Origin of the sequence: Bacillus sp. 22-7, assembly GCF_010628845.1 — a bacterium.
GTDB classification, from domain to species: domain Bacteria; phylum Bacillota; class Bacilli; order Bacillales; family Cytobacillaceae; genus Cytobacillus; species Cytobacillus firmus_B.
Genome location: NZ_NJQY01000009.1, coordinates 169342 through 194231 on the forward strand (window position 1 = coordinate 169342; position 24890 = coordinate 194231).

Below are 24890 nucleotides of genomic sequence, written 5' to 3' on the forward strand. Positions count from 1 at the left end.
CCTGTCAGGGGTTCTTCTTTTTATTTGCTTAGCGGAACACGATTGTTTTAAAAATTTCATAACTATAAAGGTATTTTAACCCTTTTGCTAAATTTTTAGGTTAATATTAAAATAGATGTCTATATTTTGTATTACAACAAAGGGAGCTAAAGTATGAAACTGATAATCGCGGAAAAGCCCGATCAGGGTATGACGCTGGCTTCTATTTTTAAAATGAAGAAACACCAGGGATATATTGAGATCTTTCCAAATGATATATTCCCCCAGGGGGCTCATGTTACCTGGGCTATAGGCCACCTATGCCAGCTGTCTGCCCCTGAAAAATACAAAAAGGACTGGAAAAAATGGTCATTGGACACATTGCCGATCATTCCGGAGCAATTTCAATATGAAGTGACAAAGGATAAAGCAAAGCAATTTAATATAATCAAACAGCTAGCTTCTAATCCTGATTTAACAGAAATTATCCATGCGGGCGATGCAGGGAGAGAAGGAGAGCTTATCATCCGGAACATTCTAAGGCTTACCGGATCAAGAGTGCCTATGAAAAGGCTCTGGATCTCTTCTTTGACTCCAAAGGCCATAAAGGAAGGGTTCCTTGCCCTGCTGGATGAAAGTGACACAAGGAATTTATATTATGAAGCCTATACGAGAGCATGTGCCGACTGGGTCGTTGGGATGAATGCTTCGCGTTTATACAGTCTTCTTCTGCAGCAGAAAGGTTTCTCGGATGTTTTTTCAGTAGGAAGGGTTCAGACCCCAACTCTTGCTTTAATTGTAAAGAGAGAACAGGAAATTCAGAATTTTGTTTCCGAACCTTTCTGGGAGGTTAATGCACAGTTTAAAGTGGACGGGAAAAAATATACCGGCAAGTGGGAAAAAGATGGTGAGACCAGAATTAAAACCAAAGAGCTTGCCGAAAAGATTGCGGCATTTTGCAGAGATAAAGAGGCACAGGTAGAAGATGTGCAAGCTGAGAAAAAAGAATTCCTGCCGCCGATGCTTTATAATCTTTCGGCATTGCAGGCGGAAGCCAACCGCAGGTTCAAGTTCCCGCCTAAAAAAACACTTGATGTACTGCAGAAGCTTTATCAAAAAGGAATCGTATCATATCCCCGTTCAGACTCCAGGCATGTAACAGAAGGAGAAGCGGAAATGTTTCCGGAAATCCTCAGAAAAATGGAAGCAAAAGAGGAGTATAAGGAATTCTTCCCTCTGCCTATAAGCTCCATATTGCATAATAAACGGTTTGTGAATGACAAAAAGGTGACGGATCACTATGCCATCATACCGACGGAACAGGTGCCGGACCTGGGAAGATTATCTTTGGATGAAAAAATTCTCTATGATCTGATCGTGAGGAGCTTAATAGCTGCACATTATGGAAAAGCTGTATCAGAATATACAACTATAAAAACCCTTGTTGAAGGAAGGGCATTGTTCCTATCCAAGGGAAAAGTACAGCTTGAAGAGGGCTGGAGAAAAGTGATTCCGCAGCAGGAGAAGGAAAAGGAACCGATTCTGCCTTTATTGCAGGCTGGCGACCAGGGAACAGTGTTAAAGGCCGATGTAAAAGAAAGCAAAACCCAGCCGCCCAAAAGGTATACCGAAGGCCAGCTGATTACACTAATGAAATCGGCCGGTAAGCAGATCGAGGATAAGGAACTCGAAAAGGTTCTAATGAAAACAGAAGGCCTGGGAACGGAAGCCACAAGAGCGGGAATCATTACCATGCTGAAGGAGCGCAAATACATTGATATAAAGAAGAATCTTGTATATGCAAACTCAAAAGCAAAAATCCTTATTGAAGCGATAGGAACAGAGATACTTGCTTCCCCTGAAATGACTGCCAAATGGGAACAGCGGCTGAAGGACATTTCAGATGGGCAGGCATCCCCGAAACAATTCATGGAGCAGACCAATAAAATGGTAGGCCATTTGATCTCTGCCTCCATTGAACATTCTGGAAAGTGGGCATTCTCAGAAGAAGACAAAGAGGGATTCATCCCTGGGAAATTCAAACAAAAAAGATCAGCCAATCTGGGCAAATGCATGCTGTGTGATGGTAAAGTTGTGGATAAAGGAAGCTTTTATGGCTGCTCCAATTATAATAAAACCAAATGCACTTTCACTATTTCCAAAAGCATTATGGGCAAGACAATAACTCAAAAAATGCTCAAACAGCTATTAAAGGATGGAGAAACAGAATTAGTCGAAGGATTTACAAGCAAAGGAAAAGATAAAACATTCTCTGCTAAATTATCCTGGGACCGACAGGGAAACAGAGTTAAATTTCTCTTCCCGCAAAAGGCCTGAATAAGCCAGATGCAGTATATTTCCTTGTCTCCATTTTCCAACTGTAGTAAAATCGTTAAAGTCTAATATTTATTTAAGAAAGATATAAAGTGAACATGCGCTCTGCGCTTTTCTAATAATATCTGAATTTGTATCTTTGAATTTTGAGAACTGTCTAGCTCCAGCGCCTACCCCCTCGAGGTCACAAGCTTGTCTTGTTTCGGCTCCTAGGGACTCGGGGTCATAAGCCGTTTCCTTTCAGAAGGAAAAACGCCTTCTTACAGGAACCGTCTTATGCCTGTCGTCCCTGGGCAGTCGCCTCCACATTTCGGGCACTCCTCCCAAAAAGGCAAAGAACGCCTTTCTTAGAGGCTTGTCTTGTGCTTGTCGGGGGTGGGCAAGGCGCTTGCGCTTTTCTAATTGGCAGGAGGTTGCGTAATGCCAACACCAAGTATGGAAGATTACATTGAACAAATATATATGTTAATTGAAGATAAAGGATATGCGAGAGTTTCTGATATTGCTGAGGCTCTTTCTGTGCATCCATCTTCTGTGACAAAAATGGTTCAGAAGTTAGATAAAGATGAGTATCTTGTTTATGAAAAATACCGCGGGCTTATATTAACGCCAAAAGGGAAAAAAATCGGCAAGAGGCTTGTATATCGGCATGAACTTTTAGAACAGCTACTGCGTATTATTGGAGTCAAAGAAGAAAACATTTATGAAGATGTGGAAGGCATCGAACATCACCTGAGCTGGGATGCCATCGACCGGGTTGGCGACCTGGTTCAATTTTTTGAAGAGGATGACAGCCGCATCGGAGTGCTGAGGGAAATTCAGCGTAAAAATGAAGAAGAACAGTAAAAACCTGACTGCTATAAGTCAGGTTTTTTCATGTTTCGCAATATTAATAGAGACTTGGAAAATCATCAAAAGATGACGAATCGGAAGGATTCAGCTGCATAGAGCCGTCTTCGTTTTCATCAATATGGATACCCTCAATTACACCGTTCTCAGCCTCCATTAGTGCTTTGCGATAAGAAATAATCCGTCCTCCGGAAGTCTGGAAGGAAATTATTTCACCATTATTGTTGCGGTAGACTGCTGTCAGCTGCTCGCCGTTCATAAAAAACTCTCCTTATTCATTTTCTATTAATATTGTTGACGTTTTTACCATTTTATAATCAGAGGTATTTTTGAGAATCTTAGCGAATTTAAAATATTGGGAACTTTTTTATTGAACAATCGTATTCATAAACGGAGGGATAAAATGAGTACTTTTAATTGGTCTGCAGAAGCAGAGAAGCTTTGGGATAATAATTCGGAATCATGGAATGCAAAGAGCAGGGCAATGTGGGAGGAAGGAAGCCGAAAGGATATCATCTCCTTCTTCGAAAAGCATGTCAAAAAAGGATCTGCTGTTTGTGATCTTGGTTGCGGAGATGGTTACGGTTCATACAAGCTTGCTTTGGCTGGCTATAGAGTTACTGGGATTGATGTCTCAGAAGAGATGATACATAAAGCTGAAAAATTAAACGCTGAAACTGGTGCGGTGTTTAAGAAAGAAGACATTTCTAATCTTTCACTTGAGGAAAATGCGTTTGATTCGATTCTTGCAATTAATTCCTTGGAATGGACTGAAAGCCCGCTGGATGTTTTACAGGAAATTCAGCGAATAGTTAAGCCGGGAGGAAGAGCGTGTATAGGGATTCTTGGCCCCACAGCCGCCCCCCGGGCTAACAGCTACCGCAGACTTTATAAGGAAAAAGTTATCTGCAATACCATGATGCCATGGGAATTTGAACAGCTTGCAAATGAAAACGGATGGTTGAAGATTGATGAACTGGGTGTTTATAAAAAAGCATCAGAGCAGCTTTCAAAAGGATCGCTGACTGATGAGCTAAAGCAATCATTATCTTTTATGTGGGTCTTTATGCTTGAAAACAGGGAAATGAAAGGATGAAAAGAGAATGAGCAGATATTCAATTGAAGAGTTTGTAAACCAGACGAAACAGCAGGATAAAGGTGAAGGGCTGTTTGAACTGGAAACATCAAGGATGCTCGAAATTAATTTAACCAGCCAGGTTTGGGCTAAAGCAGGCGGGATGGTTTCCTACCGCGGCCAGATAAAGTTTGAGCGCGAAGGCATTCTCGAGCACGGCTTAGGAAAGATGTTCAAAAAGGCACTTACTGGAGAAGGCACAGCATTAATGAAAGCAACAGGCAACGGAAAGCTGTACCTTGCAGACCAGGGGAAAAAGATTTCAATCCTGAATCTTGAGGGGGATTCCATCTTTGTAAATGGGAATGATCTCCTTGCTTTCGAGCCTTCCATCAGCTGGGATATTAAATTAATGAAAAGGATGGCAGGCATGCTTGCAGGCGGCTTGTTCAATGTCCGTTTAGAAGGGACGGGAATGGTGGCTATTACTTCTCACTATGAGCCCCTGACACTTTTAGTTACTCCTGATAATCCCGTATATACCGATCCAAATGCGACAGTTGCATGGTCAGGGTCACTGCAGCCGGAATTCGTAACAGATATCTCCTTTAAAACGTTTCTTGGTAGAGGGAGCGGGGAGTCGATCCAAATGAAGTTCTCAGGCAGCGGATTTGTAGTGGTTCAGCCGTTCGAAGAAGTGTATTATGCCCAGCAATCATAATGAATATCGGAAGCGCTTCCGCTTACCAGCCGCTTGAAGATATTTAAATTTTATAAAATGAAAAAGCCGGTTTTGAGAGGGGAAACCCTGCAAAAAACCGGCTGTTCCTGCTTTTAGCTGCATATTAAATTATTCCGCTCACTGCATAATTAATCCCACTCGTAAGGAGTCTCCTGGTATACATAGTAGTTCAGCCAGTTGGAAAACATTAAATGGGCATGTGACCGCCATATATTAAGGGGTCTTCTGCCGGTATCATCATTCGGAAAATAGTGTTTTGGCACTGGAACCTGAAGACCTCTGCTTTTGTCTCTAGCATATTCTTCTGCGAGTGTGCCTGCTTCATATTCCAGATGGCCAGTTACCATGATTTGTCTGCCGCCGTTTGCGCTCATGATGAAAGGACCCGCCTCCTCAGAAGAAGACAGAAGCTTCACTTCCGGGTGATTCAGCAGCTGCTCTTTATAAACATCGGTATTTCGTGAATGCGGGGCATAATAGATATCGTCAAAGCCCCTCAGCAATTTTTCGCTTCTGTCATGAACTTCATGAAGATAAACACCGGAGCATTTCACAGGCAGCTCATATTTTCCGATCCCAAAGTGATAGAACAACGCTGCCTGTGCTCCCCAGCATATATGCAGAGTGGAGGTAACATTTGTTTTTGTCCATTCCATTATTACAGTTAGCTCCTCCCAATAGTCAACATCTTTAAAGTCAAGAAGTTCTACAGGAGCTCCAGTTATAATCATCCCGTCAAATTTTCTTTTTTGAACCTGCTCAAACGTAGTATAGAATTGTTCAAGATGCAGGGGACTGGTATTTTTTGATTGATGAGTGGCTGTTTTTAAAAATGAGATATTTACCTGTAAAGGCGTATTTCCAAGAAGTCTTAAAAGATGGGCTTCTGTTTTTTCTTTCTCAGGCATCAAATTCAGGATGAGGATATTTAATGGGCGGATATCCTGCTGTTTGGCACGGTCCTCATCCATGATAAATATATTTTCTTCCTCTAAGATCTCCCTGGCAGGAAGCAGCTTAGGAATTTTTATTGGCAAGTGATCATCTCCCTGTACAAAATTCAATTAAACTTATTATAAAGACGATTCAAAATTGTATCAATGCTTTACTGTGTGAAAATGCGAAAATATCAAAAGTAATTGATAATATTTCGTTTCAGTGATGGTACAATATAGCTGTAAGTAACTTATACATATTGGATTCCGGGGGGACAAAAATGAATGTGAAACCGATCGTGAAATCAGACATTGAAATTGCTCAGGCATCAGAAATGAAGCCCATTACGGAAATAGCTGAAAAACTAGGGCTCATTGAGGATGATCTGGAGCTATTTGGCAAGTATAAAGCAAAAATATCCGCAGCAGCCTTAAAGAAATTAAGTACGAATGACAGCGGTAAAATAATTCTAGTCACTTCCATTAATCCCACACCAGCGGGCGAAGGGAAGTCCACAGTAACAGTCGGACTTGCCGATGCTTTTAACAGACTTGGCAAAAAGGCTATGGTCGCAATGCGGGAACCTTCCCTGGGGCCGACAATGGGGATTAAAGGCGGTGCAACAGGCGGGGGATATTCACAAGTTCTGCCGATGGAAGACATCAATCTGCATTTTACCGGCGATCTTCACGCAATTACAACAGCCAATAATGCCTTGGCTGCCCTGATTGATAATCACCTCCAGCAGGGAAATCTGTTGAATATCGACCAGAGAAGAATTGTCTGGAAGCGTGCTCTGGATTTGAACGACCGTGCATTGAGAAAAATCGTGATTGGCCTGGGAGGGCCGTTACAAGGTGTCCCAAGGGAGGATGGCTTTGATATTACTGTGGCTTCAGAAATTATGGCCGTTTTATGCCTTGCATCCGATCTGCAGAACCTGAAGGAAAGACTGGGGAAAATGGTTATAGCCTACAATTATGATAAACAGCCCGTAACAGTGAGCGATCTTGGAGTGGAAGGCGCTCTTACTCTCCTGCTTAAAGAAGCAGTCAAACCTAATCTTGTCCAGACTATAGAACATACACCGGCATTGGTTCATGGCGGCCCGTTTGCCAATATCGCTCATGGCTGCAACAGTGTGATTGCAACTTCCGCTGCATCCAAACTCGCTGATTATGTAGTGACAGAAGCGGGTTTTGGCGCAGATCTTGGCGCTGAAAAGTTTCTGAATATTAAAGCCAGAAACGAAGGCATTGACCCTGAAGCAGTGGTTATTGTAGCTACAATCCGTGCTTTAAAAATGCATGGAGGCTTGTCAAAGGCTGAATTGGGCATGGAAGATACTGAAGCACTCACTAGAGGTTTTGCAAACTTAAAGAAGCATGTTGAAACAGTTGAAAGCTTCGGGCTACCGTATGTAGTGGCTATTAACCGGTTTATTTCCGATAGCGAGAATGAAATTGCAACCCTTACAGATCTTTGCAGTGAGGCAGGCATGCCAGTAGCCCTGACAGAGGTTTGGGAAAAAGGCGGCCAGGGCGGAATTGAGCTGGCAGAGAAGCTGCTGGAAATTTTGGACCAAAACGCAGCGAAGTTCAATCATCTGTATGATTTATCACTGCCTCTTGAAGAAAAAATTCTAACAGTGGCTCAGAAGGTTTATGGCGCAGATAATGTTGAATACTCAACCAAAGCCAAAAAGCAGATTAAAGACTTTGAAAGCTTTGGCTGGGGTGTCCTGCCGGTTTGTATGGCTAAAACACAATATTCTTTATCTGATGATCCTTCAAAACTGGGAAGGCCATCTGATTTTACCGTTAAAATCCGTGAACTGAAGCCATCGATTGGTGCAGGATTCATTGTAGCACTTACCGGTGATGTGATGACTATGCCGGGCTTGCCTAAAGCCCCTTCAGCCATGAACATGGATGTAGATGAAGATGGAAATGCAGTCGGCCTATTTTAAGGGGGATAACCATGTTTGATCCAACGGCCTTTGAAAATATGAAGGTTGTAATGGAAGGCGGATTCTATGACCGGGATCTGAGCGGAGAAATAAGAATAGTTGACCGGAATGATAATATAAACTCAGCGAAAATGAGCCGCAGGTATGACCTTACTTTCACAGATCTTGCTGAAGGCTTGGCGGAGATTCTCGGTACCTTTACTATGGAAGCGGGACTTGATAACCTTGCAGCTGAGCTATTGCCTCAAGTGAAATCAGAAATGCTGGCCGGATGCCGGATTTCTGTGATTTTTAAAATTAAGCATCAAATGGAACACAACAAATTTCAGGAAATTCGAGAAGTCCTGGAGCAAATTTGGGGCAGCGGAAGGAATATCGAACAGACAGTGAAATACAGCCCTGAAAAAAGGCAGGGTCTTGCCGAAACCGAAACCATCATTTCCTTTAACCGCCTTGTCCAGGAAGAGCAGATAGATGACCTGCATGAAATGATCAATTATATGACTGCTTCTATGGATGCTTTGAGAAAAATTCAATTTTGACAAAAAAACGCCTTGCTAGTGGAAGCAAGGCGTTTTTTTGTGCTGCTGTTTTCACAAGGTTTGTTGCTTTTTGTATCTTATTTACTGAGTTGATTGTAGCGGAAGGTGCGAGATCCTCGAAAATGCATGCGCATTTTCTTCGTGCGGTGTTCACTCAAGGAAGCTTATTCAAAGTCCTGCGGGAGTAGCGGGACAGGTGAGACCCCGCAGACGCGCAGCGTTGAGGAGGCTCACCGCCCGCCCCGCTGTTCGCTGAGCATCCTGGAGCGGAAATCAACGGACAACATTGATAGGCGGAAACAACTTCAAAAAGAGCCTTTTGCAAAGGATTTATACGGAAAATTAAAAATTATATTTACAATCCATTCCTCTGATAATACGATTAAGAAGGAATGGAAAAACATTCCGAATACGATCAAAAGGAGGAGAGGCAAATGATTAAGGAAATCATTGCGAAAAAAGATTTGGAGAAGGGTAGACAAGACGTAACCTAGTCAGGAGGACAAAGGAATGATTCAAGGTACAGACAAATTAATCATTGCAGAGTATCATGAGGACTTTGCTGCAGGAATCGCAAAAATGTGGAACTTAAGCAGAGACAGCTGGGGCGGAGATACTAGTGTAATGACGGAAGAGCAAGTGAAAACGAAGGAAGCGAATAACGGCAATATTATTTTATACTTAGCCCTTGATGGGGAAGAAGTTGTAGGCTATTGCGGGCTATCGGAATATAAAGAGGATACGGGATCCCTGTATATCCCTCTTTTAAATGTAAGGCCGGATTACCATGGGCGGAAAATCGGAAAGATGCTGGTGCTAAAAGCGCTGCAAAAGACTATAGAATTGGGCTGGCCGCGCCTTGATTTATATACATGGCCAGGAAACGTGAAAGCTGTCCCGCTTTACAAAAAATGCGGCTTCTTCTGGGAAGACCGGGATGATACAACCCATTTAATGAATTTCATTCCCGCTGTTCATCAGACAGAGCTTTTAAAACCTGTCCTGGAGAAGCTTGATTGGTATGGCAGCAGCCTGAGAAATATCGATGTGAAGCCAGATGGAATCAAAAAAAATGGCTTTACATTTTACGAGTATAAATGGCAAAGCGGGGAAGTGTCTGCAAGAGTCAGATTTGAAAGAACTGGCAGAGGCATCAGTTTAATTGAAACAAATGATTATCTTCTAGAACTATGCATGGATAATCATGAAGTTATTGAAAATCAAGTTCAAACTTTTCAGCTCAACCTTGTAAATAAAACAGGAAATCCCGTTTCGTTTAAAGCCGAAGGGAATAATCAGGGAAGGGTCGAATCAATGTTCGAGCATGATTTGACAGCTGAGAGCGACGCTGTAATGACCGGAACATATATTGTGCATGAAGGGGAAGAGCCCAGTGTCTGGAAAACTCATCCTTCATTGGATGTAAAGGTTTGGGTAAATGGAGAGGAATGTGAACTGCGCCTTGGGCTTCTTCCAAAGCAGCCAGCCAAAATAACAGGCGCTTCTAAAGGAAATCTCAGTTTTTTCAATCAGGAAGCAGAATTGGAAATGGAAGTAGAAAACAACCTGGAGGATGAGGCAGTATTTCACCTTTCTTTCCCTGAAAGCGATCTGGTTGAATTAGAAAAGCGGGAGTATCGAATACAGCTCCACAAAAAAGAACGTAAGCTGCTAAAGGTGCCTTTTATAGTGAAAAAACATGGCTTTTATCAGCCCGAAATATCGATAACGGCATTAAAGAAGAACGGAGAAGAACTCTCTTTTACGTGCAGATCGGTGGGCATTCCCCTTAAAAGCTTCGGTCAGAAATTCGGAGGAGAGTCCAAGGATTACTGGCATATCTGCAATGGGATCTGCCAGGTGAATATCCGGAAATTAGATTATAAAATAACAGCAGGCAGGAATGAAAGTGTTAACCAGCCTTTTTCGTTTTTTGTTCCTAGGCTTGGCAAGCCTTATTCTACTGAATTTTCAAAGGCAAAGCCTTTGGCAGCAGAGTGGTTCACAGATGATACGGCCATCACCTTCAAACTGGTTTTCAGATCTGAAGCTTTTCCGGGAATTCTTGTAGCCTTGTATACCTCTCTTTATGGTGAGGGCTTTGTGAAAATTTGGTCTGAACTGACAAATGATGGGGATAAAAAATATGAAAACCTGTTTTTAAGCCAGCCGTTATATCATGAAATGCAGCATCCATATTTTCCGCTGGAGAATGAGGTGATAGAGTTTTCTGATGTAAGAGAATTAGGGTTCATGGAAATACCAGGTGAAAGCATAAGTGAAAATTGGTTTTTCGCCAATCATAACGGAGAGCCGATTGGATTCTGCTGGCCTAAAAGTGCTAAATCCAATCCGGATGGGTGGCAATTTTATTATCAGCAGGAGACTGGCTGTCTTGCACCCGGAGATCAGAAGGTACTTGCCCCTGGCTATTTATCCATTGGAGCTTTCAGGACATGGGAAGAAATGCAGCAATTTGCATGGGTGACGGCTGAAGCTGGAAAAATAGTGAAAAATGAAAAAGCGCTAGTAATAAATAGCGGAAATCCAGTTGCAAAGGAGCAGGGAACAGCGGAGTTTACTCTTAAAACTTATCGTTCGAGTTATCTAAACGGCACTATAGATATTTATTTAAATGAAGATAAAAAACTATCCGCAAATTTCAGCCAGGAACAGGAACTTAAGGAATTTAAATCGAATTTCCCTATTGAAGGAATGAAACCCATTTCTCTTGTAAAAGCCGAGATTACACTTGACAGTGGTAGGACGAATGTAAAAGATCTTCTGCTGATGCCCGGTGGGAAAATTCGTATATTAACTGAAGAGCAGAACGGCAAGACTGTATATACAATGGATAACGGCATTATTAGCTTCAAAGCCGCACCGGATTTTTATCCAGGATTATTCTCTTTATCATATAAAGATAGGGAATGGCTGGATTCTTCATTTCCTGAACCGGTTGCCAAGGGATGGTGGAATCCGTGGGCTGGCGGCATGAAAACTGCTCCATCGCAAATGAGTGTGTTTTCGCTATTGAAGGAGAAATCTTCTGCTGAATTTCTCAATGTTAAAGATTCGTATGAAAATGAATGGTCTGTATTGGCCATTCATACGAAAGCAGTCCAGCACTCCACCTGGAAAGGTCTTGATTATACACAGTATTTCGCGTTATTGCCGGGAGTGCCAATCCTTGCTCATTGGGTAAAAGTGATCAATGCAGGCGGGAAGTATCTGTTAAACGAAAAATGGATTACAGATATATTTTTATCCGGAGGCTCATTAAAGGATCTTACGCTTACACTAAGTGACAAAGGTGCTGAATCAGCCTACCAGGCAGGAATCGAGGAACAATCATTTGTTAATATTGATGGATCCCGTATCAGCAGCTCCCTCTCTTCTGAAAAAATGTATGTAATGAAAAGCAAAGATACTGAATTCCTGGGGGCATATATGAATAAAGAAGCCTTCGAAGTTATTTCCGAAAGGAAGGCGTGCCCATTGGCCAAACCGGGATTTATCGCATTTGATGAAAGAAGCTTCGATGGCCGATTACTTAATAAACTGCATTATCTGGAATTCCGTTAAAGGAGAAATTATGAAAGTCATAGATGCACATATTCATTTTTCTGATATAAAATCATTTCATCATACTGCCGAGGAACTCTCATTTGTAGATTATTCATATGATGGGCACCAGAAGGAGTTCCAAAATGCCAATGTAGTTCTGAGCATCGCAATGGGACTTACAGAAACAGATAATATGGGCTTTCCTGATTATGAAACAAGAACACCGATGGGGATTGACCTGGAAGACAAGGTCCCGGCTAATATTGTTTACTGTGCCGGCATCAATCCATATGATCTCAATGAAGAGGCTTTAGAAAGGCTCGAAGAAGATCTGCAAAAGCCTGCTGTTGTGGGCATTAAGATTTACCTGGGGTATTATCCTTTCTACGCCTATGATGAAGTATACGAACCTGTGTATGCACTCGCTGAAAAATATGGAGTTCCTGTTGTATTTCATACAGGGGATACTTATTCCGAAAGGGGATTGCTTAAGTATTCTCATCCCCTGGCTATTGACGAGGTTGCAGTTAAACACCGGAATATCAATTTCATGATAGCTCATTTTGGAGATCCGTGGACGCTGACCGGAGCTGAAATCATATATAAAAATCCGAATGTCTATGCCGATCTTTCAGGCCTTATTGTTGGAACAGAAAAAGAATTGAAGAAACACAGTGAAGGAAGATTTTTGGATCATCTTAGGCATGCTTTAGTGTTTGCAGATTCTTACGATAAATTGCTTTTTGGAACCGATTGGCCGCTTGCGCCTGTGGGCCCTTATATCGAATTTATAAAAGAGCTCATACCTGGAGAGCATCATGAGGATGTTTTCTATAATACCGCTATAAAGGTTTTTCCTAAAATCAAGCCTTTTCTGCCATAGAACCAGGGGCTGGGAGAGAAATCTTTCAATTCCAGCCTTTCAAATAGTATTATTTACATACATATACGTATAAATATCTTAAAAGGGGGCGTCTTTAGTGGTTAAAATTGCATGGGTAACAGACAGCACGGCTTTTTTAAATAATGAGTTAAGGAACCACCCTGACCTGTACCAGATTCCAATGACTATCATTATGGATGGCAGTGAGTATACAGATGGTGTTGATTTATCACCTGAAGAACTTTATGCGAGATTAAAAACCCTGGATACCCCAGCTAAAACTTCCCAGCCATCCATTGGCGCTTTCAGGGATTTATACGAAAATCTGCAGAAAGATTATGACTGTATCATCGCTGTACTTGTATCGGCAAAGCTCAGCGGGACTGTTTCTTCGAGTGAACAGGCTGCCCAGCTGGTTGATATTCCGGTATACAGCCTGGACTCCAAGATATTATCATATCCTTTAACAAGATTAATCCTTAAAGGGATGGAATTGGCAGAGGCCGGATTGGATAGTAAAGACATTATCAGCGAGCTTAAGACGCTTCGCGATACGGGCGAAACATATGTCCTCATCGGCAGTCTTGAACAGCTTCATCGAAGCGGCAGGATGTCCGGAGTTCAATTTTTCCTGGGAAGCATGCTTAATGTAAAGCCGATTATCTCAGTACATGATGGAGAATTAAGTGTCAGGGAGAAGGCCAGGAGCGAGAGAAAGGCAAAAGATAAGATTGTGAAGCTTCTGAGGAGCGCTCACGAGAGAAACCCGCTGAAGGAAGTATTCATCCTGTACGGTTTGCATCCGGAAGAAGCCGAGCTATGGAAGAAGGAACTTCAGGATGAATTTACGGGCATTGAATTTGGGTGCTATTCCTTAGGAGCCACCATTGGCGTCCACGCAGGAGAGCATACACTCGGCATCAGCTGGCTGAATGGCCTGGATTAAATTATTATAAGCTCAGGTGCAGGAAATCAATTACTGGTTTTTTGCACTTTTTTTGTCTTCAAATATCAATATAGCTTGACCTTGCCATCGTTTCTTTTTAGGACTAATGTTAAAATGGACAGTGGAGTTTGAAAGCGGGTGAAATAATGAAAGAAAATATAATACATATAACAGAAAAATTTGTCCGGGATACACTCGGGGATGATTCAACCGGGCATGACTGGCATCATATTGAGCGCGTGCGAAAAAATGCCCTTTACATAGCGAAAAGGGAACAAAAAGGAGATCCTTTTTTCATTGAAATGGCAGCCTTGCTTCATGATATACCTGATGCGAAGCTGAACACTTCCAGAGAAGCAGGGGACAGAAAACTGTCGGACTTTCTGCAGGAACTTGAAATCACAGAGGAAGCATTCAGCAGTATTAAGGCAATCATTGATTCAGTTTCCTTTAATGGCGGCTATAACACCAGGATTTTAAGTGAAGAAGCCAAAATAGTCCAGGATGCGGACAGATTGGATGCGATCGGCGCCGTGGGAATTGCGAGAGCATTTGCATACGGAGGCAAAAAAGGACAGCTGATTTATGATCCTGCCCTTAATATCAGAAGAGAAATGACTGAAGATGAATACCGGAATGGCAGGTCGTCATCCATCAATCATTTTTACGAAAAGCTTTTGAAGCTGAAAGATCTGCTGAATACTGACACTGCTATGAAAATGGCAGAAGAGCGGCATGAGCTTATGGAACAGTTTCTGCATCAATTTTTTAAAGAATGGAATGGTCAAGCATGAAGATGATTTCTGTGGAAAATGTGACAAAAACCTATGGTGAGAAAGAACTTTTTAACAATATATCATTTACAATAGCCGAAAAAGAAAGGGCAGGACTGATCGGTGTAAACGGTACAGGAAAATCCTCCCTGCTGAAGGTGATCGCGGGGGTAGACCTCCCGGACTCAGGAGAAATAGTCAAACCGAGAGATTACACCATTTCATATTCAGCACAGCAGCCTGACCTGAATTATGATTTAACCGTTCTCGAGCAGGTATTTGCAGGAGATGCGCCAATACTTGTCCTGCAGAGAGAATATGAGCTCGCGCTGCTGGAGCTTAGCCGGAACCCTGAAGATCCAGCTATCCAGGATAGCCTTTTCGAACTTCAAAAAAGAATGGATACACTTAATGCATGGGAGGTAAATACCGATGCCAAAACGATTCTCACTAAACTGGGCATTGAGGATTTCAGCAGAAAAATTGGCGAGCTTTCAGGCGGACAGAAAAAGCGGGTTGCGCTCGCCCAAGCTTTGATCCAGTCACCAGACTTGCTGATTCTTGACGAGCCGACAAATCATCTTGATTTTGAATCGGTTAAATGGCTGGAAGAATATCTGGGCAGATATAGGGGCGCACTGCTTCTTGTGACACATGACCGTTATTTCCTTGACCGGGTTACAAACAAAATGTTTGAGCTTGAGGGCGGAAATCTTTACAGCTATAAAGGGAATTATGCTGCATTCCTTGAAGCCAAAGCAATAAGAGAGGAAAATGAAGCAGCCACTATAGAAAAGCAGAAAAATCTGTTCAGAAGAGAACTCGAATGGATCAGAAGAGGTGCAAAAGCCCGTACCACCAAGCAAAAAGCCAGGATCCAGCGGTTCGAAACTCTTGACAGCCAGCTTGCTTCAGTTAAATCCTCCGAAAAATTGGACATGTCCCTAAGCGGCAGCCGCCTCGGAAAACAGGTATTTGAACTTGAAGCTGCATCAAAAAAATTTGGCTCCCAGACAATTCTGGATCATTTTGATCTTCTCGTAAAACCAGGGGACAGAATAGGGATTATTGGAAGAAATGGGACAGGGAAATCAACTCTCCTTAACATACTGGCAGGCAGGATTCCGCTTGACTCAGGTGAGCGCATTATTGGGCAGACAGTAAAAATTGCTTACTATACACAGGAAAGCGAAGATATGGATGAAAGTAAACGCATGATAGAATATCTCAAAGAAACAGCTGAAGTAGTTGAAACTTCAGATGGAAAAACCATTTCTGCGGCTCAAATGCTGGAGCGTTTCCTTTTTCCGCCATATACTCATGGCACTCCAATCCGCAAGCTTTCCGGCGGGGAAAAACGGAGGCTTTATCTACTGAAGATCTTAATGTCAGAGCCTAATGTTCTTCTTCTTGACGAGCCGACCAATAACCTTGATACCCAAACCCTGACGGTTCTCGAGGATTACCTGGATGATTTTCCCGGCGTAGTCATTACTGTTTCGCATGACCGCTACTTCCTGGATAAAGTGGCTGAGCAGCTGCTTGTGTTAAAAGGAGAGGGCAAAATCGAATCCTACTATGGAAATTACAGTGAATTTCTTGAAAGTGAAAATGCCAAACCGGTTCAGGAAATGGACCATGCCCCTAAAAAAACGAGGGAAACAAAACCGAAAAAGAAGAGAATGAGCTACAAAGAGAAGAAAGAATGGGAAGAAATAGAGGGAAAGATTGAGGCTGCTGAAGCCCGTCTTGAAGCGATTTCCTCAGAAATGGCCAGCATCGGAAGTGACTTTGAAAAGGGCCAGGCCTTAGTAGAAGAAGAAACAAAGCTGAATGAAGAGCTTGAATACTTGATTGAGAGATGGAGCTATCTATCAGAAGCAGCAGAAGATGAATAATGTCATGCCCGGGGGAATCTCCGGGTTATTTTTTATGGTTAAAACAGCTAAAATGCCTCGAAATTCTCCTTATGTTAAAATAAAATCAGTTACCAGCGTTAATATATAAAAAAGGGTGATACTTTTGAAAATAAAAGCAATCGAACCAACACCAAGTCCGAATACAATGAAGGTTATTCTTGATGAAGAGCTTCCAATGGGGAAAGCCAATAATTACAAAAAAGATAAAAAAGAAGGAGCTCCAAGGATCATCCTTGATATTCTTGAGATCGAAGGCATAAAAGGGGTTTACCATGTTGCTGATTTCCTGGCAGTAGAAAGAAATGCCAAATATGACTGGAAAGAGCTGCTTCCTCAAGTTCGATCTGCATTTGGCGAGGACGTGGAAAATGACGGTAGTGAAGAAAACGGCATGGATGAACATTTTGGTGAGGTGCAGGTATTAGTCCAAATGTACAAAGGAATTCCGATGCAGGTGAAGCTGACTGACGGCACAGAAGAAAAGCGCTTCGGACTTCCTGAAAACTTTATTAAAGCAGTTACAAAAGCGCAGGATCCTGCTGATAATGTTGTCATGGTCCGCAAGTGGAAGGAATTCGGGGTCCGCTACGGGGACTTTGACCAAGTTGGCCATGATATTGTTGAGGAACTAATGGCTGCCTATCCGGAGGGACGGCTCCAGACCCTAGTGAAAACAGCTAAAAGCCCGGATAACACAGAGGATAAACATGTGCGGTCTCTCCTTAAACTTTCATTAGAAGATTTGGATTCTCCTGATTGGCGGGAGCGCTATCAAAAACTCGAGCAGATGGATAATCCAGAACTGGGGGATCTGCCTGTTCTTGAAAAAGCTCTCAATGATGAAAAGGCTTCAATTAGAAGACTTGCGACAGTTTATCTTGGAATGATTGAAGATAAAAAGGTCCTGCCGCTTCTGTACAGAGCATTGAAGGATAAAACGGTCACTGTAAGGCGTACAGCCGGAGACTGTTTATCAGACTTAGGGTTTGCAGAAGCAATGGATGCCATGAAGGAAGCCCTGCAGGATGATAGTAAGCTTGTACGCTGGCGTGCGGCCATGTTCCTTTACGAAGTGGGTGATGAAAGTGCGCTGCCTGCTCTAAAAGCTGCAGAAGACGACCCGGAATTCGAAGTCAGTCTGCAGATTAAACTGGCAATTGAGAGAATTGAGCATGGAGAAGAAGCAAAGGGTTCAGTATGGAAACAAATGACTGAATCCCGGAATAAAGGTGAGAAATAATTTTAAAAAAACCGCTCAGATTTTAGGATCTGCAGCGGTTTTTTTATTGGAATTGATTAATTTAAAACTTACACGCATTACAGTTTCATTCATTTAAAGCGAAAAATTAAATTAAATTTGTAATAATTATTGAAATTATCCGAAAAAGGGTCTATATTGAAAAGAAATATTTGGGGGGCAGGAGGTTAGTTAATTTATTTCCATAGAATAAGAGATTATGAATCTAGGGTAAAACGGGAGGTACATACTATGACTGGCTCACAGATGAGAAGTGATATGATCAAAAAAGGGACAGACAGGGCTCCGCACCGCAGCCTGCTGCGTGCTGCCGGAGTAAAGGAAGAAGATTTCGGAAAACCATTTATTGCTGTGTGCAATTCCTACATTGATATCGTTCCTGGCCATGTGCATTTGCAGGAATTTGGTAAAATTGTTAAAGAGGCAATCCGTGAAGCAGGCGGTGTTCCATTTGAATTTAATACCATTGGAGTGGATGATGGCATTGCCATGGGCCATATCGGCATGCGCTATTCTCTCCCAAGCCGTGAGATCATTGCAGATTCACTTGAAACAGTGGTTTCTGCCCACTGGTTTGACGGAATGGTCTGTATCCCGAACTGCGATAAAATCACACCCGGAATGATGATGGGGGCATTGAGGGTTAATATTCCAACCCTTTTTGTCAGCGGAGGCCCGATGAAAGCCGGCGTAGATTCAAGCGGAAAGCCATTATCCTTAAGTTCGGTATTTGAGGGTGTAGGTGCCTTCGAATCCGGCCAGATAGATGAACAAAAGCTCCTGGAAATCGAGCAGGTAGCATGTCCGACCTGCGGTTCCTGTTCAGGGATGTTCACTGCGAATTCCATGAACTGCCTTGCAGAAGGACTGGGCCTTGCACTTCCTGGCAATGGCACGATTCTGGCCGTATCAGAAGAAAGAAAGGAATTTGTTAAACGTTCAGCCAAACAGCTGATGGAATTAATCAAGCAAGACATCAAGCCGCGTGATATTGTTACTATTGATGCCATTGACAATGCATTTGCCCTTGATATGGCAATGGGCGGTTCCACCAATACAGTTCTTCACACATTAGCGCTTGCTCACGAAGCTGAAATTGAATATCCGATTGAACGAATCAATGAGATCGCCAATCGGGTTCCGCATTTAGCCAAGATCGCTCCTGCATCAGATTATCATATTGAAGATGTTCATAATGCGGGTGGGGTGAGTGCAATCATCAATGAATTGCTTAAAAAGCCGGACGCCTTGAATGGTGACTGTCTGACAGTTACCGGAAAGCCGCTAAGGGAGAATGTAGCAGGCAGTGAGATTCTGGATAAAAATGTAATCCGGACACTGGAGAATCCGCACTCTGAACGAGGAGGGCTGGCGGTTTTATTTGGGAATTTAGCTCCTGAGGGATCAATTATAAAAGTGGGTGCAGTAGATGAGTCAGTAGGCGGATACCATAGAGGGCCAGCCATCTGCTTTGATTCGCAGGAAGATGCACTATCCGGAATCATTACTGGCAAGGTGCAGGAAGGCCATGTTGTTGTCATTCGTTATGAGGGCCCTAAAGGCGGCCCTGGAATGCCGGAGATGCTTGCACCGACTTCACAGATTGTCGGCCGTGGTTTAGGTGCAAAAGTCGGCCTGATTACAGATGGCCGTTTCTCGGGTGCTTCACGCGGCATCAGCATTGGGCACATCTCACCGGAGGCTGCTGAAGGCGGACCTATTGCATTTGTGGAAAATGGAGACATAATTGAATTGGATCTGAATAACCGTACAATCAATCTGGAAATTTCAGATGAAGAATTCGAAAAGCGGAAAGCCAATTGGAAGGGCTTCGAGCCAAAGGTTAAAAAAGGGTACCTTGCCCGTTATTCGAAGCTTGTCACGAATGCCAGCACAGGCGGCGTTATGAAAATTTAAATATATTTAGGATGCCGGTCTTTTAGGACCGGCTTTCTTGCTGAATTGATTTGAATTAGAAACCTTATGACAAAAAATAAAACCCGGCATAGAAAAATTGCATAAGGATCGTGTGATATAGTATGCTTACTTTACAAAATGAACGATAAGGAGGAAATAAATTTTATGTCAATGGCATATGAAGAATATATGAAACAAATGGTGAAGCCGATGCGTGAGGAGCTTGTACAGGCAGGCTTTAAAGAGCTTGCGGCTTCAGAAGATGTAGAGCAATTCATGGAGAACCTTGAAGGCACAGCTCTTGTTGTTGTGAATTCAGTTTGCGGCTGTGCAGCAGGTCTTGCCCGCCCTGCAGCAACACAGGCTGTTCTAAGAAGTGAAAAGAAACCTGATCATCTAGTGACGGTTTTTGCAGGACAGGACAAAGAAGCAACAGCAAAAATGCGCGAGTACTTTGATGGATATGAGCCTTCATCACCTTCTATGGCTCTTTTAAGAGGAAAGGAAGTTGTGCACTTCATTCACCGCCATGATATTGAAGACCATTCCATGGAAGCAATCATGGAGAACCTGCTTGCAGCATTTGAGGCGAACTGCTGAGAACATAATGCTTAAACAAAAAAGGGTGTCTGCAGGCACCCTTTTTTAATAGCAATTTTAGGAATCAGGTGAACATATATGCTAATTACGACATCCGGACGCACCAATGAAGCAATGAAAGAAAAAGCAAAAAAAATTGCAGAACAATTGGGAGCAGAGTACATCGAAAGGAATAAAAGGTCTGTTAAAGCGATTCAACAACAAGTTCCTGAAGACTGCATAGTAGTCGGAAAAGACCGGCTGGAACTTTATCAGATTGGTGAAAACCAGCCGTTCTTCTTTCATCCGAGTTCTGCAATGTTCAGAGTGAAGCGCCTCTTAAAAGGTGAGAGTGATCCTTTTCTTGAGGCTGCGGGTCTTAAAGAAGGCAGCAGTATACTCGATTGTACTCTTGGTCTGGCATCTGACAGCATAACAGCCAGTTTTGCTGCGGGCAATAAAGGTAAAGTTACGGGACTCGAAGGAAATAAATACCTTTCCTTTCTCGTTGCGAACGGGCTAAGGCAGTGGGACTCCGGGCTTGAAAGTATGAATCAGGCCATGGGAAGAATAAATGTTGAAGCAACAATGGCCCTTCCATATTTAAAAAAACTGCCTTCGGACAGTTACGATATTGTCTATTTTGATCCAATGTTTGAAGAAGAAATCTTTGAGTCAGAAGGGATTAAAGCTTTAAGGAGCTTTGCTGTTTATGAGGATCTGTCAGAGGAAGTTATATTTCATGCAAAAAGAGCTGCGAGGCAAAGGGTGATCCTGAAAGACCACTTTAGAAGTTCCAGGTTTGCTCAATATGGTTTCAAAGTAATTGAAAGAAAGTCATCTAAATTTCATTTTGGCATAATTGAAAAATAAGAAAAGGTGCCAGTTAACAGGCACCTGCTTATTTAATCTGCAATAGCCAGATAAACAAAGTAAGCCATAAGTAAAAGACTTGCAATGACAAAGAATACAGACCAATCCATGATCATTTCCCCCTTATTCATTCTTCTGGACTTGAAGAACATGATTTGTTTTATTATTCCCCGCTTTGCTCCTAATTAATCCGCCAAATAAGTTATTACTATATTTCTATTGTTCTTTTTGCAGATACATGAAATCAATTTTAATTTGGTTCGAAAAGAAGTATAATAGAAAAATAGAAACGAGATACATAGCGAGGAAGGTTACGATGGAATTTCCTATTTCAAAAAGAATGGCTTCTTTTACAGAGAGCGTGTTTACGGAATTGGCCCAAATTAAGAATTCGAAACTTTCAGACGGGCTTTCGGTGATTGATTTGAGCATTGGCAGTCCTGATATGCCCCCTCCCTCTTTTGTTATGGAGGAATTGGCAAGAGGTGCCCGTGATCAAGAACTATACGGGTACTCGTTAACAGGTACAAATGAATTTCATACCGCAGTCAGCGGCTATTATAAACGAAATTTCGAAGTGGATGTCGATCCTGCTTCAGAGGTGCTGCTTTTAATGGGGTCCCAGGATGGGCTGGTACATATGCCGATGGTTCTATGTGATCCGGGAGATTATATCCTTGTTCCTGACCCCGGATACACTGCTTATGCTGCAGGTGCTGCAATGGCTGGTGCACAAATGTACGGAATGCCTTTAAAGAAGGAGAACAGCTTTCTCCCTGATTTTAATGAGATCCCTGAAGAAATCCTTGCAAACACGAAATTAATGATATTGAACTTCCCTGGCAACCCAGTTCCGGCAATGGCCACAGAGGAACTTTTTCTTCAAGCGATCCGGCTTGCAAAGAAATACGGTTTTGCTGTACTGCATGATTTTGCTTATTCGGAACTTTATTATGAAAATAAGCCTTTAAGTTTTTTGTCTGTTGAAGGGGCAGCTGATGTGGGGATTGAAATGAACTCACTATCAAAAAGCTTTAATATGGCTGGCTGCAGGGTGGCATATGCCGCAGGTAATCAGCAGCTTATTGCGCTGCTGGCCAACTTCAAATCCAATTTGGATTATGGGGTATTTCTGCCGGTACAGGCAGCTGCGGTGAAAGCATTGAATGATCAGTCCGGTTTTTTGCAGGACTTGAGAGAGACATATAGAAAAAGAAGAGATGTATTAATAAAAGATCTTGAAACTATCGGCTGGGATATCAGCAGGCCTGAGGGGTCAATGTTCTTGTGGGCCGAGGTCCCATCCGGGTACAGCTGCTCCAAGGATTTTGCGATTGACTTAATTAACCGGGCCGGTGTAGTCGTAACTCCTGGAAGTGCATTTGGCAGGTGGGGTGAGGGATACGTTCGGATTGCTCTTGTTCAGCACGAAGATGTTTTAAGGCAAGCTGCCCTTAATATTGAAGGCAGCGGCATATTTAAAAAAATCCTTGCTTAGGGGAAAGGAAGGGCGAATAACATGCCGAATTGGCTGAGGAAATCCTTTGTTGTACTTGTTACCATTTTAACGTTTGGCCTCGTCACACCTTCTCAGGCATTTCTTTATGAAAATACGAACCAGCTAAAAGCCTCCAGAGCTTCAGATGTTGAAAACTCAGAGAAGGGCGCAGAACTTGTTGAAGAGGAAAATAGTAATTTCGATAAAGAGAACTTTATCAGGCAAATGCTTGTAGAGGCTGAGACACAATCGTATGAGAAATTTGGTGCAAAGATAGGCCCAGTTATTGAAGATGAGTTTAACGAGGTCATCCTTCCGGAAATTGAGAAAGCCATCCAGGAGGTGGCAGTGCAATTTCCCGAGGAAAGCCTTGCACAGTTAAAAGTTACAGAAACTCCGGGGGGCGGATTATCGGAAAAAATTTTCCATATCACCAATAGCATGACGGATGAGGATGTGATTCGGTTCCATGTGCGAAGGGACCACCCTCCTCAACAGGGGTACTGGTTTAATTTTCATTATCACACACACCATGATCAATTTCAGGCTCACCATGAACTCGGTTCAATCTATTGGAATAAAAACACCCCGCCTAAATGGATGAGTTAGAGGTTTAAGATTGAAATAAATTTTGGAATGTGAAAAAATATTTATACGGATTATGAAACTTTTCATGATTTATACCGTAAATACATTTATTCTACATAATGGAGGTTTGAGTTGAAATGGCAGTAAGCTTATCAAAAGGACAAAAAGTGGACTTAACAAAGACAAATCCAGGAATGAGTAAGGTAGTAGTAGGACTTGGATGGGATACGAACAAATATGATGGCGGAAATGACTTTGATTTGGATTCCTCCGTATTTCTGCTTGGAGATACTGGAAAAGTAACTTCTGAAAGTGACTTTGTTTTCTACAACAATACATCAGGCGCTAATGGTTCAGTTGTACATACTGGGGATAACCGTACAGGTGAAGGGGAGGGCGATGATGAGCAGGTGAAAATTGACCTGGCAAATGTGCCGGCAAGCATTCAGCGCATTACATTCACAATCACCATTCATGACGGGGAAGCCCGCAATCAGAACTTTGGACAGGTATCCAATGCTTATGCAAGAATTCTGAATGAAGATACAGGCGAAGAATTGATCCGCTATGACCTGGGTGAAGACTTCTCAATTGAAACTGCTCTTGTAGTTGGGGAATTGTACAGACATAACGGAGAGTGGAAATTCAGTGCAATCGGAAGCGGATATCAGGGCGGACTGGCTGCACTGGCAAAAGATTTTGGTTTACAGGTTGGATAAATAAGAGGTATATTTGCTTAATAAGGCTCGGCAATGCCGGGTCTTTTATATGAAAAAGCAGTCATCACCGGGAGGAATAATTTAGAATGGAAATCTTAGAATCTATTATGCATACATATTCCCAGTTCTTTAATTGGGAAATGTGGGTTGAAGCTTTGTCAAAGCCGGAAAGCTGGGCACTGATAGGTACACTTGTAATTCTGGAAGGCCTATTATCTGCTGATAATGCGCTTGTTCTTGCTGTAATGGTAAAGCATCTGCCGGAAAAACAGCGGAAGAAAGCTCTTTTTTACGGTCTTTTAGGTGCTTACTTCTTCAGATTTATTGCTATCGGCATCGGTGTATTTTTAATTGAATTCTGGTATATCAAGGTGTTAGGTGCTGCCTACCTGGCTTGGCTTGCTATTAAGTATTTTATTGATAAGAGGCAAGCTGAAGAGGAAGGCGATGAACATGCAATTGAAGGCATTAATCAAAGAGGATTATTAATTCGCCTTTTCGGTACTTTCTGGGGAACTGTCATTGCAGTTGAATTAATGGATATTGCATTCTCAATCGATAGTATATTGGCTGCGCTTGGAGTCAGCCAGGAAATCTGGGTGCTGTTGATAGGCGGTATGCTTGGTATTATCATGATGCGTGGTGTAGCAGGCGTATTTTTGAAGCTGATTGACAGGGTACCGGAGCTGGAAACCAGCTCATATATTCTGATCCTTCTTATTGCTGCTAAAATGCTTGCGAGTGCTGCTGGTATTCACATTGACCATATTTACTTCTTTATCGTATTGGTTATCGTGTTTGCTGTTACTTTTATTGTACATGCGAGGAATGCAAAAAAAGAAGCTGCAGATCAAGGATCAAACTAAATATGTAACTGCATAGATCTTGAAAGGGAACAGACACTTGTCCGCTCCCTTTTATTTTTATCTTTTTTGGTTGAAAAA

At 42.4% G+C, this 24890-nt stretch carries 21 protein-coding genes; 19 read left to right on the plus strand and 2 right to left on the minus strand.

Annotation, left to right across the window (positions count from 1 at the left end; all coding sequences use genetic code 11):
- The first annotated feature begins 153 nt into the window (after positions 1-153).
- Positions 154-2316, plus strand: a complete 2163-nt coding sequence (locus CE058_RS08515) for a DNA topoisomerase III (protein ID WP_048009430.1) — start codon at positions 154-156, stop codon at positions 2314-2316.
- Between the two features lie 417 nt (positions 2317-2733).
- Entirely contained in the window at positions 2734-3159 is a 426-nt protein-coding gene (gene mntR, locus CE058_RS08520) for a transcriptional regulator MntR (protein ID WP_048009428.1), read from the plus strand.
- Positions 3160-3202: 43 nt separating this feature from the next.
- On the opposite strand, the gene CE058_RS08525 is transcribed toward mntR, so the two are convergent.
- The gene (locus CE058_RS08525; RefSeq protein ID WP_048009427.1) at positions 3203-3421 is read right to left on the minus strand and encodes a DUF3892 domain-containing protein; all 219 of its coding nucleotides are present in this window, start codon (positions 3419-3421) and stop codon (positions 3203-3205) included.
- Between the two features lie 144 nt (positions 3422-3565).
- On the opposite strand from CE058_RS08525, the gene CE058_RS08530 reads away from it, so the two are divergent.
- The gene (locus CE058_RS08530) at positions 3566-4258 is read left to right on the plus strand and encodes a class I SAM-dependent methyltransferase (RefSeq protein WP_048009426.1); all 693 of its coding nucleotides are present in this window, start codon (positions 3566-3568) and stop codon (positions 4256-4258) included.
- 7 nt (positions 4259-4265) lie between these two features.
- A complete protein-coding gene (locus CE058_RS08535; RefSeq protein WP_048009425.1) occupies positions 4266-4958 on the plus strand; it encodes an AIM24 family protein in 693 nt (230 codons plus the stop codon).
- Positions 4959-5107: 149 nt separating this feature from the next.
- Here CE058_RS08535 and metA read toward each other — a convergent pair whose 3' ends face one another.
- The gene (metA, locus tag CE058_RS08540; RefSeq protein WP_048009424.1) at positions 5108-6016 is read right to left on the minus strand and encodes a homoserine O-acetyltransferase MetA; all 909 of its coding nucleotides are present in this window, start codon (positions 6014-6016) and stop codon (positions 5108-5110) included.
- A gap of 179 nt (positions 6017-6195) precedes the next feature.
- Here metA and CE058_RS08545 point away from each other — a divergent pair, with 179 nt between their 5' ends.
- The 15 genes from CE058_RS08545 to CE058_RS08615 all read left to right on the plus strand — a co-directional run bounded on the left by CE058_RS08545 (position 6196) and on the right by CE058_RS08615 (position 24812).
- Entirely contained in the window at positions 6196-7884 is a 1689-nt protein-coding gene (locus CE058_RS08545) for a formate--tetrahydrofolate ligase (RefSeq protein WP_163141936.1), read from the plus strand.
- Positions 7885-7895: 11 nt separating this feature from the next.
- Positions 7896-8426 carry a hypothetical protein gene (locus CE058_RS08550; protein ID WP_048009422.1) on the plus strand — a complete coding sequence of 177 codons (531 nt, stop codon included), beginning with the start codon at positions 7896-7898 and terminating at the stop codon, positions 8424-8426.
- A 510-nt stretch (positions 8427-8936) separates the two neighbouring features.
- Complete coding sequence (locus CE058_RS08555) at positions 8937-12011, plus strand: GNAT family N-acetyltransferase (protein WP_163141939.1); 3075 nt, start codon at positions 8937-8939, stop codon at positions 12009-12011.
- A 10-nt stretch (positions 12012-12021) separates the two neighbouring features.
- Complete coding sequence (locus CE058_RS08560) at positions 12022-12876, plus strand: amidohydrolase family protein (protein ID WP_048009419.1); 855 nt, start codon at positions 12022-12024, stop codon at positions 12874-12876.
- Positions 12877-12973: 97 nt separating this feature from the next.
- Entirely contained in the window at positions 12974-13822 is an 849-nt protein-coding gene (locus CE058_RS08565) for a DegV family protein (RefSeq protein WP_048009418.1), read from the plus strand.
- A gap of 146 nt (positions 13823-13968) precedes the next feature.
- Positions 13969-14616 carry an HD domain-containing protein gene (locus CE058_RS08570; protein WP_048009417.1) on the plus strand — a complete coding sequence of 216 codons (648 nt, stop codon included), beginning with the start codon at positions 13969-13971 and terminating at the stop codon, positions 14614-14616.
- Positions 14613-16493 carry an ABC-F family ATP-binding cassette domain-containing protein gene (locus CE058_RS08575; protein ID WP_163141942.1) on the plus strand — a complete coding sequence of 627 codons (1881 nt, stop codon included), beginning with the start codon at positions 14613-14615 and terminating at the stop codon, positions 16491-16493. Before CE058_RS08570 ends, CE058_RS08575 begins: the two co-directional genes overlap by 4 nt.
- A gap of 124 nt (positions 16494-16617) precedes the next feature.
- Positions 16618-17754, plus strand: coding sequence for a conserved virulence factor C family protein (locus tag CE058_RS08580; protein ID WP_048009415.1), 1137 nt, complete (start codon positions 16618-16620; stop codon positions 17752-17754).
- Between the two features lie 249 nt (positions 17755-18003).
- Positions 18004-19689 carry a dihydroxy-acid dehydratase gene (gene ilvD / locus CE058_RS08585; protein ID WP_197087639.1) on the plus strand — a complete coding sequence of 562 codons (1686 nt, stop codon included), beginning with the start codon at positions 18004-18006 and terminating at the stop codon, positions 19687-19689.
- A gap of 165 nt (positions 19690-19854) precedes the next feature.
- On the plus strand, positions 19855-20289 hold the full coding sequence (locus tag CE058_RS08590; protein WP_163141945.1) for a BrxA/BrxB family bacilliredoxin: 435 nt from the start codon (positions 19855-19857) through the stop codon (positions 20287-20289).
- A 78-nt stretch (positions 20290-20367) separates the two neighbouring features.
- Positions 20368-21141, plus strand: coding sequence for a class I SAM-dependent methyltransferase (locus tag CE058_RS08595; protein WP_048009413.1), 774 nt, complete (start codon positions 20368-20370; stop codon positions 21139-21141).
- 316 nt (positions 21142-21457) lie between these two features.
- Positions 21458-22639: an LL-diaminopimelate aminotransferase gene (locus CE058_RS08600; RefSeq protein WP_048009412.1), complete on the plus strand. Its 1182-nt coding sequence runs from the start codon at positions 21458-21460 to the stop codon at positions 22637-22639.
- 21 nt (positions 22640-22660) lie between these two features.
- Positions 22661-23248, plus strand: a complete 588-nt coding sequence (locus CE058_RS08605; protein WP_159343994.1) for a YpjP family protein — start codon at positions 22661-22663, stop codon at positions 23246-23248.
- A gap of 116 nt (positions 23249-23364) precedes the next feature.
- Positions 23365-23946, plus strand: coding sequence for a TerD family protein (locus tag CE058_RS08610; protein ID WP_048009410.1), 582 nt, complete (start codon positions 23365-23367; stop codon positions 23944-23946).
- Positions 23947-24032: 86 nt separating this feature from the next.
- The gene (locus tag CE058_RS08615) at positions 24033-24812 is read left to right on the plus strand and encodes a TerC family protein (RefSeq protein ID WP_048009409.1); all 780 of its coding nucleotides are present in this window, start codon (positions 24033-24035) and stop codon (positions 24810-24812) included.
- Positions 24813-24890: the final 78 nt, after the last annotated feature.

Excerpts from the sequence above, each read along its gene's own strand:
- mntR (WP_048009428.1), top strand. The coding sequence starts at position 2,734 with ATGCCAACACCAAGTATGGAAGATTACATTGAACAAATATATATGTTA.
- CE058_RS08615 (WP_048009409.1), top strand. The coding sequence starts at position 24,033 with ATGGAAATCTTAGAATCTATTATGCATACATATTCCCAGTTCTTTAAT.
- CE058_RS08525 (WP_048009427.1), bottom strand. The coding sequence starts at position 3,421 with ATGAACGGCGAGCAGCTGACAGCAGTCTACCGCAACAATAATGGTGAA.
- CE058_RS08590 (WP_163141945.1), top strand. The coding sequence starts at position 19,855 with ATGTCAATGGCATATGAAGAATATATGAAACAAATGGTGAAGCCGATG.
- CE058_RS08575 (WP_163141942.1), top strand. The coding sequence starts at position 14,613 with ATGAAGATGATTTCTGTGGAAAATGTGACAAAAACCTATGGTGAGAAA.
- CE058_RS08600 (WP_048009412.1), top strand. The coding sequence starts at position 21,458 with ATGGAATTTCCTATTTCAAAAAGAATGGCTTCTTTTACAGAGAGCGTG.
- CE058_RS08515 (WP_048009430.1), top strand. The coding sequence starts at position 154 with ATGAAACTGATAATCGCGGAAAAGCCCGATCAGGGTATGACGCTGGCT.
- CE058_RS08570 (WP_048009417.1), top strand. The coding sequence starts at position 13,969 with ATGAAAGAAAATATAATACATATAACAGAAAAATTTGTCCGGGATACA.
- ilvD (WP_197087639.1), top strand. The coding sequence starts at position 18,004 with ATGACTGGCTCACAGATGAGAAGTGATATGATCAAAAAAGGGACAGAC.
- CE058_RS08610 (WP_048009410.1), top strand. The coding sequence starts at position 23,365 with ATGGCAGTAAGCTTATCAAAAGGACAAAAAGTGGACTTAACAAAGACA.
- CE058_RS08530 (WP_048009426.1), top strand. The coding sequence starts at position 3,566 with ATGAGTACTTTTAATTGGTCTGCAGAAGCAGAGAAGCTTTGGGATAAT.
- CE058_RS08555 (WP_163141939.1), top strand. The coding sequence starts at position 8,937 with ATGATTCAAGGTACAGACAAATTAATCATTGCAGAGTATCATGAGGAC.
- CE058_RS08535 (WP_048009425.1), top strand. The coding sequence starts at position 4,266 with ATGAGCAGATATTCAATTGAAGAGTTTGTAAACCAGACGAAACAGCAG.
- CE058_RS08605 (WP_159343994.1), top strand. The coding sequence starts at position 22,661 with ATGCCGAATTGGCTGAGGAAATCCTTTGTTGTACTTGTTACCATTTTA.
- CE058_RS08595 (WP_048009413.1), top strand. The coding sequence starts at position 20,368 with ATGCTAATTACGACATCCGGACGCACCAATGAAGCAATGAAAGAAAAA.
- CE058_RS08560 (WP_048009419.1), top strand. The coding sequence starts at position 12,022 with ATGAAAGTCATAGATGCACATATTCATTTTTCTGATATAAAATCATTT.
- CE058_RS08545 (WP_163141936.1), top strand. The coding sequence starts at position 6,196 with ATGAATGTGAAACCGATCGTGAAATCAGACATTGAAATTGCTCAGGCA.
- CE058_RS08550 (WP_048009422.1), top strand. The coding sequence starts at position 7,896 with ATGTTTGATCCAACGGCCTTTGAAAATATGAAGGTTGTAATGGAAGGC.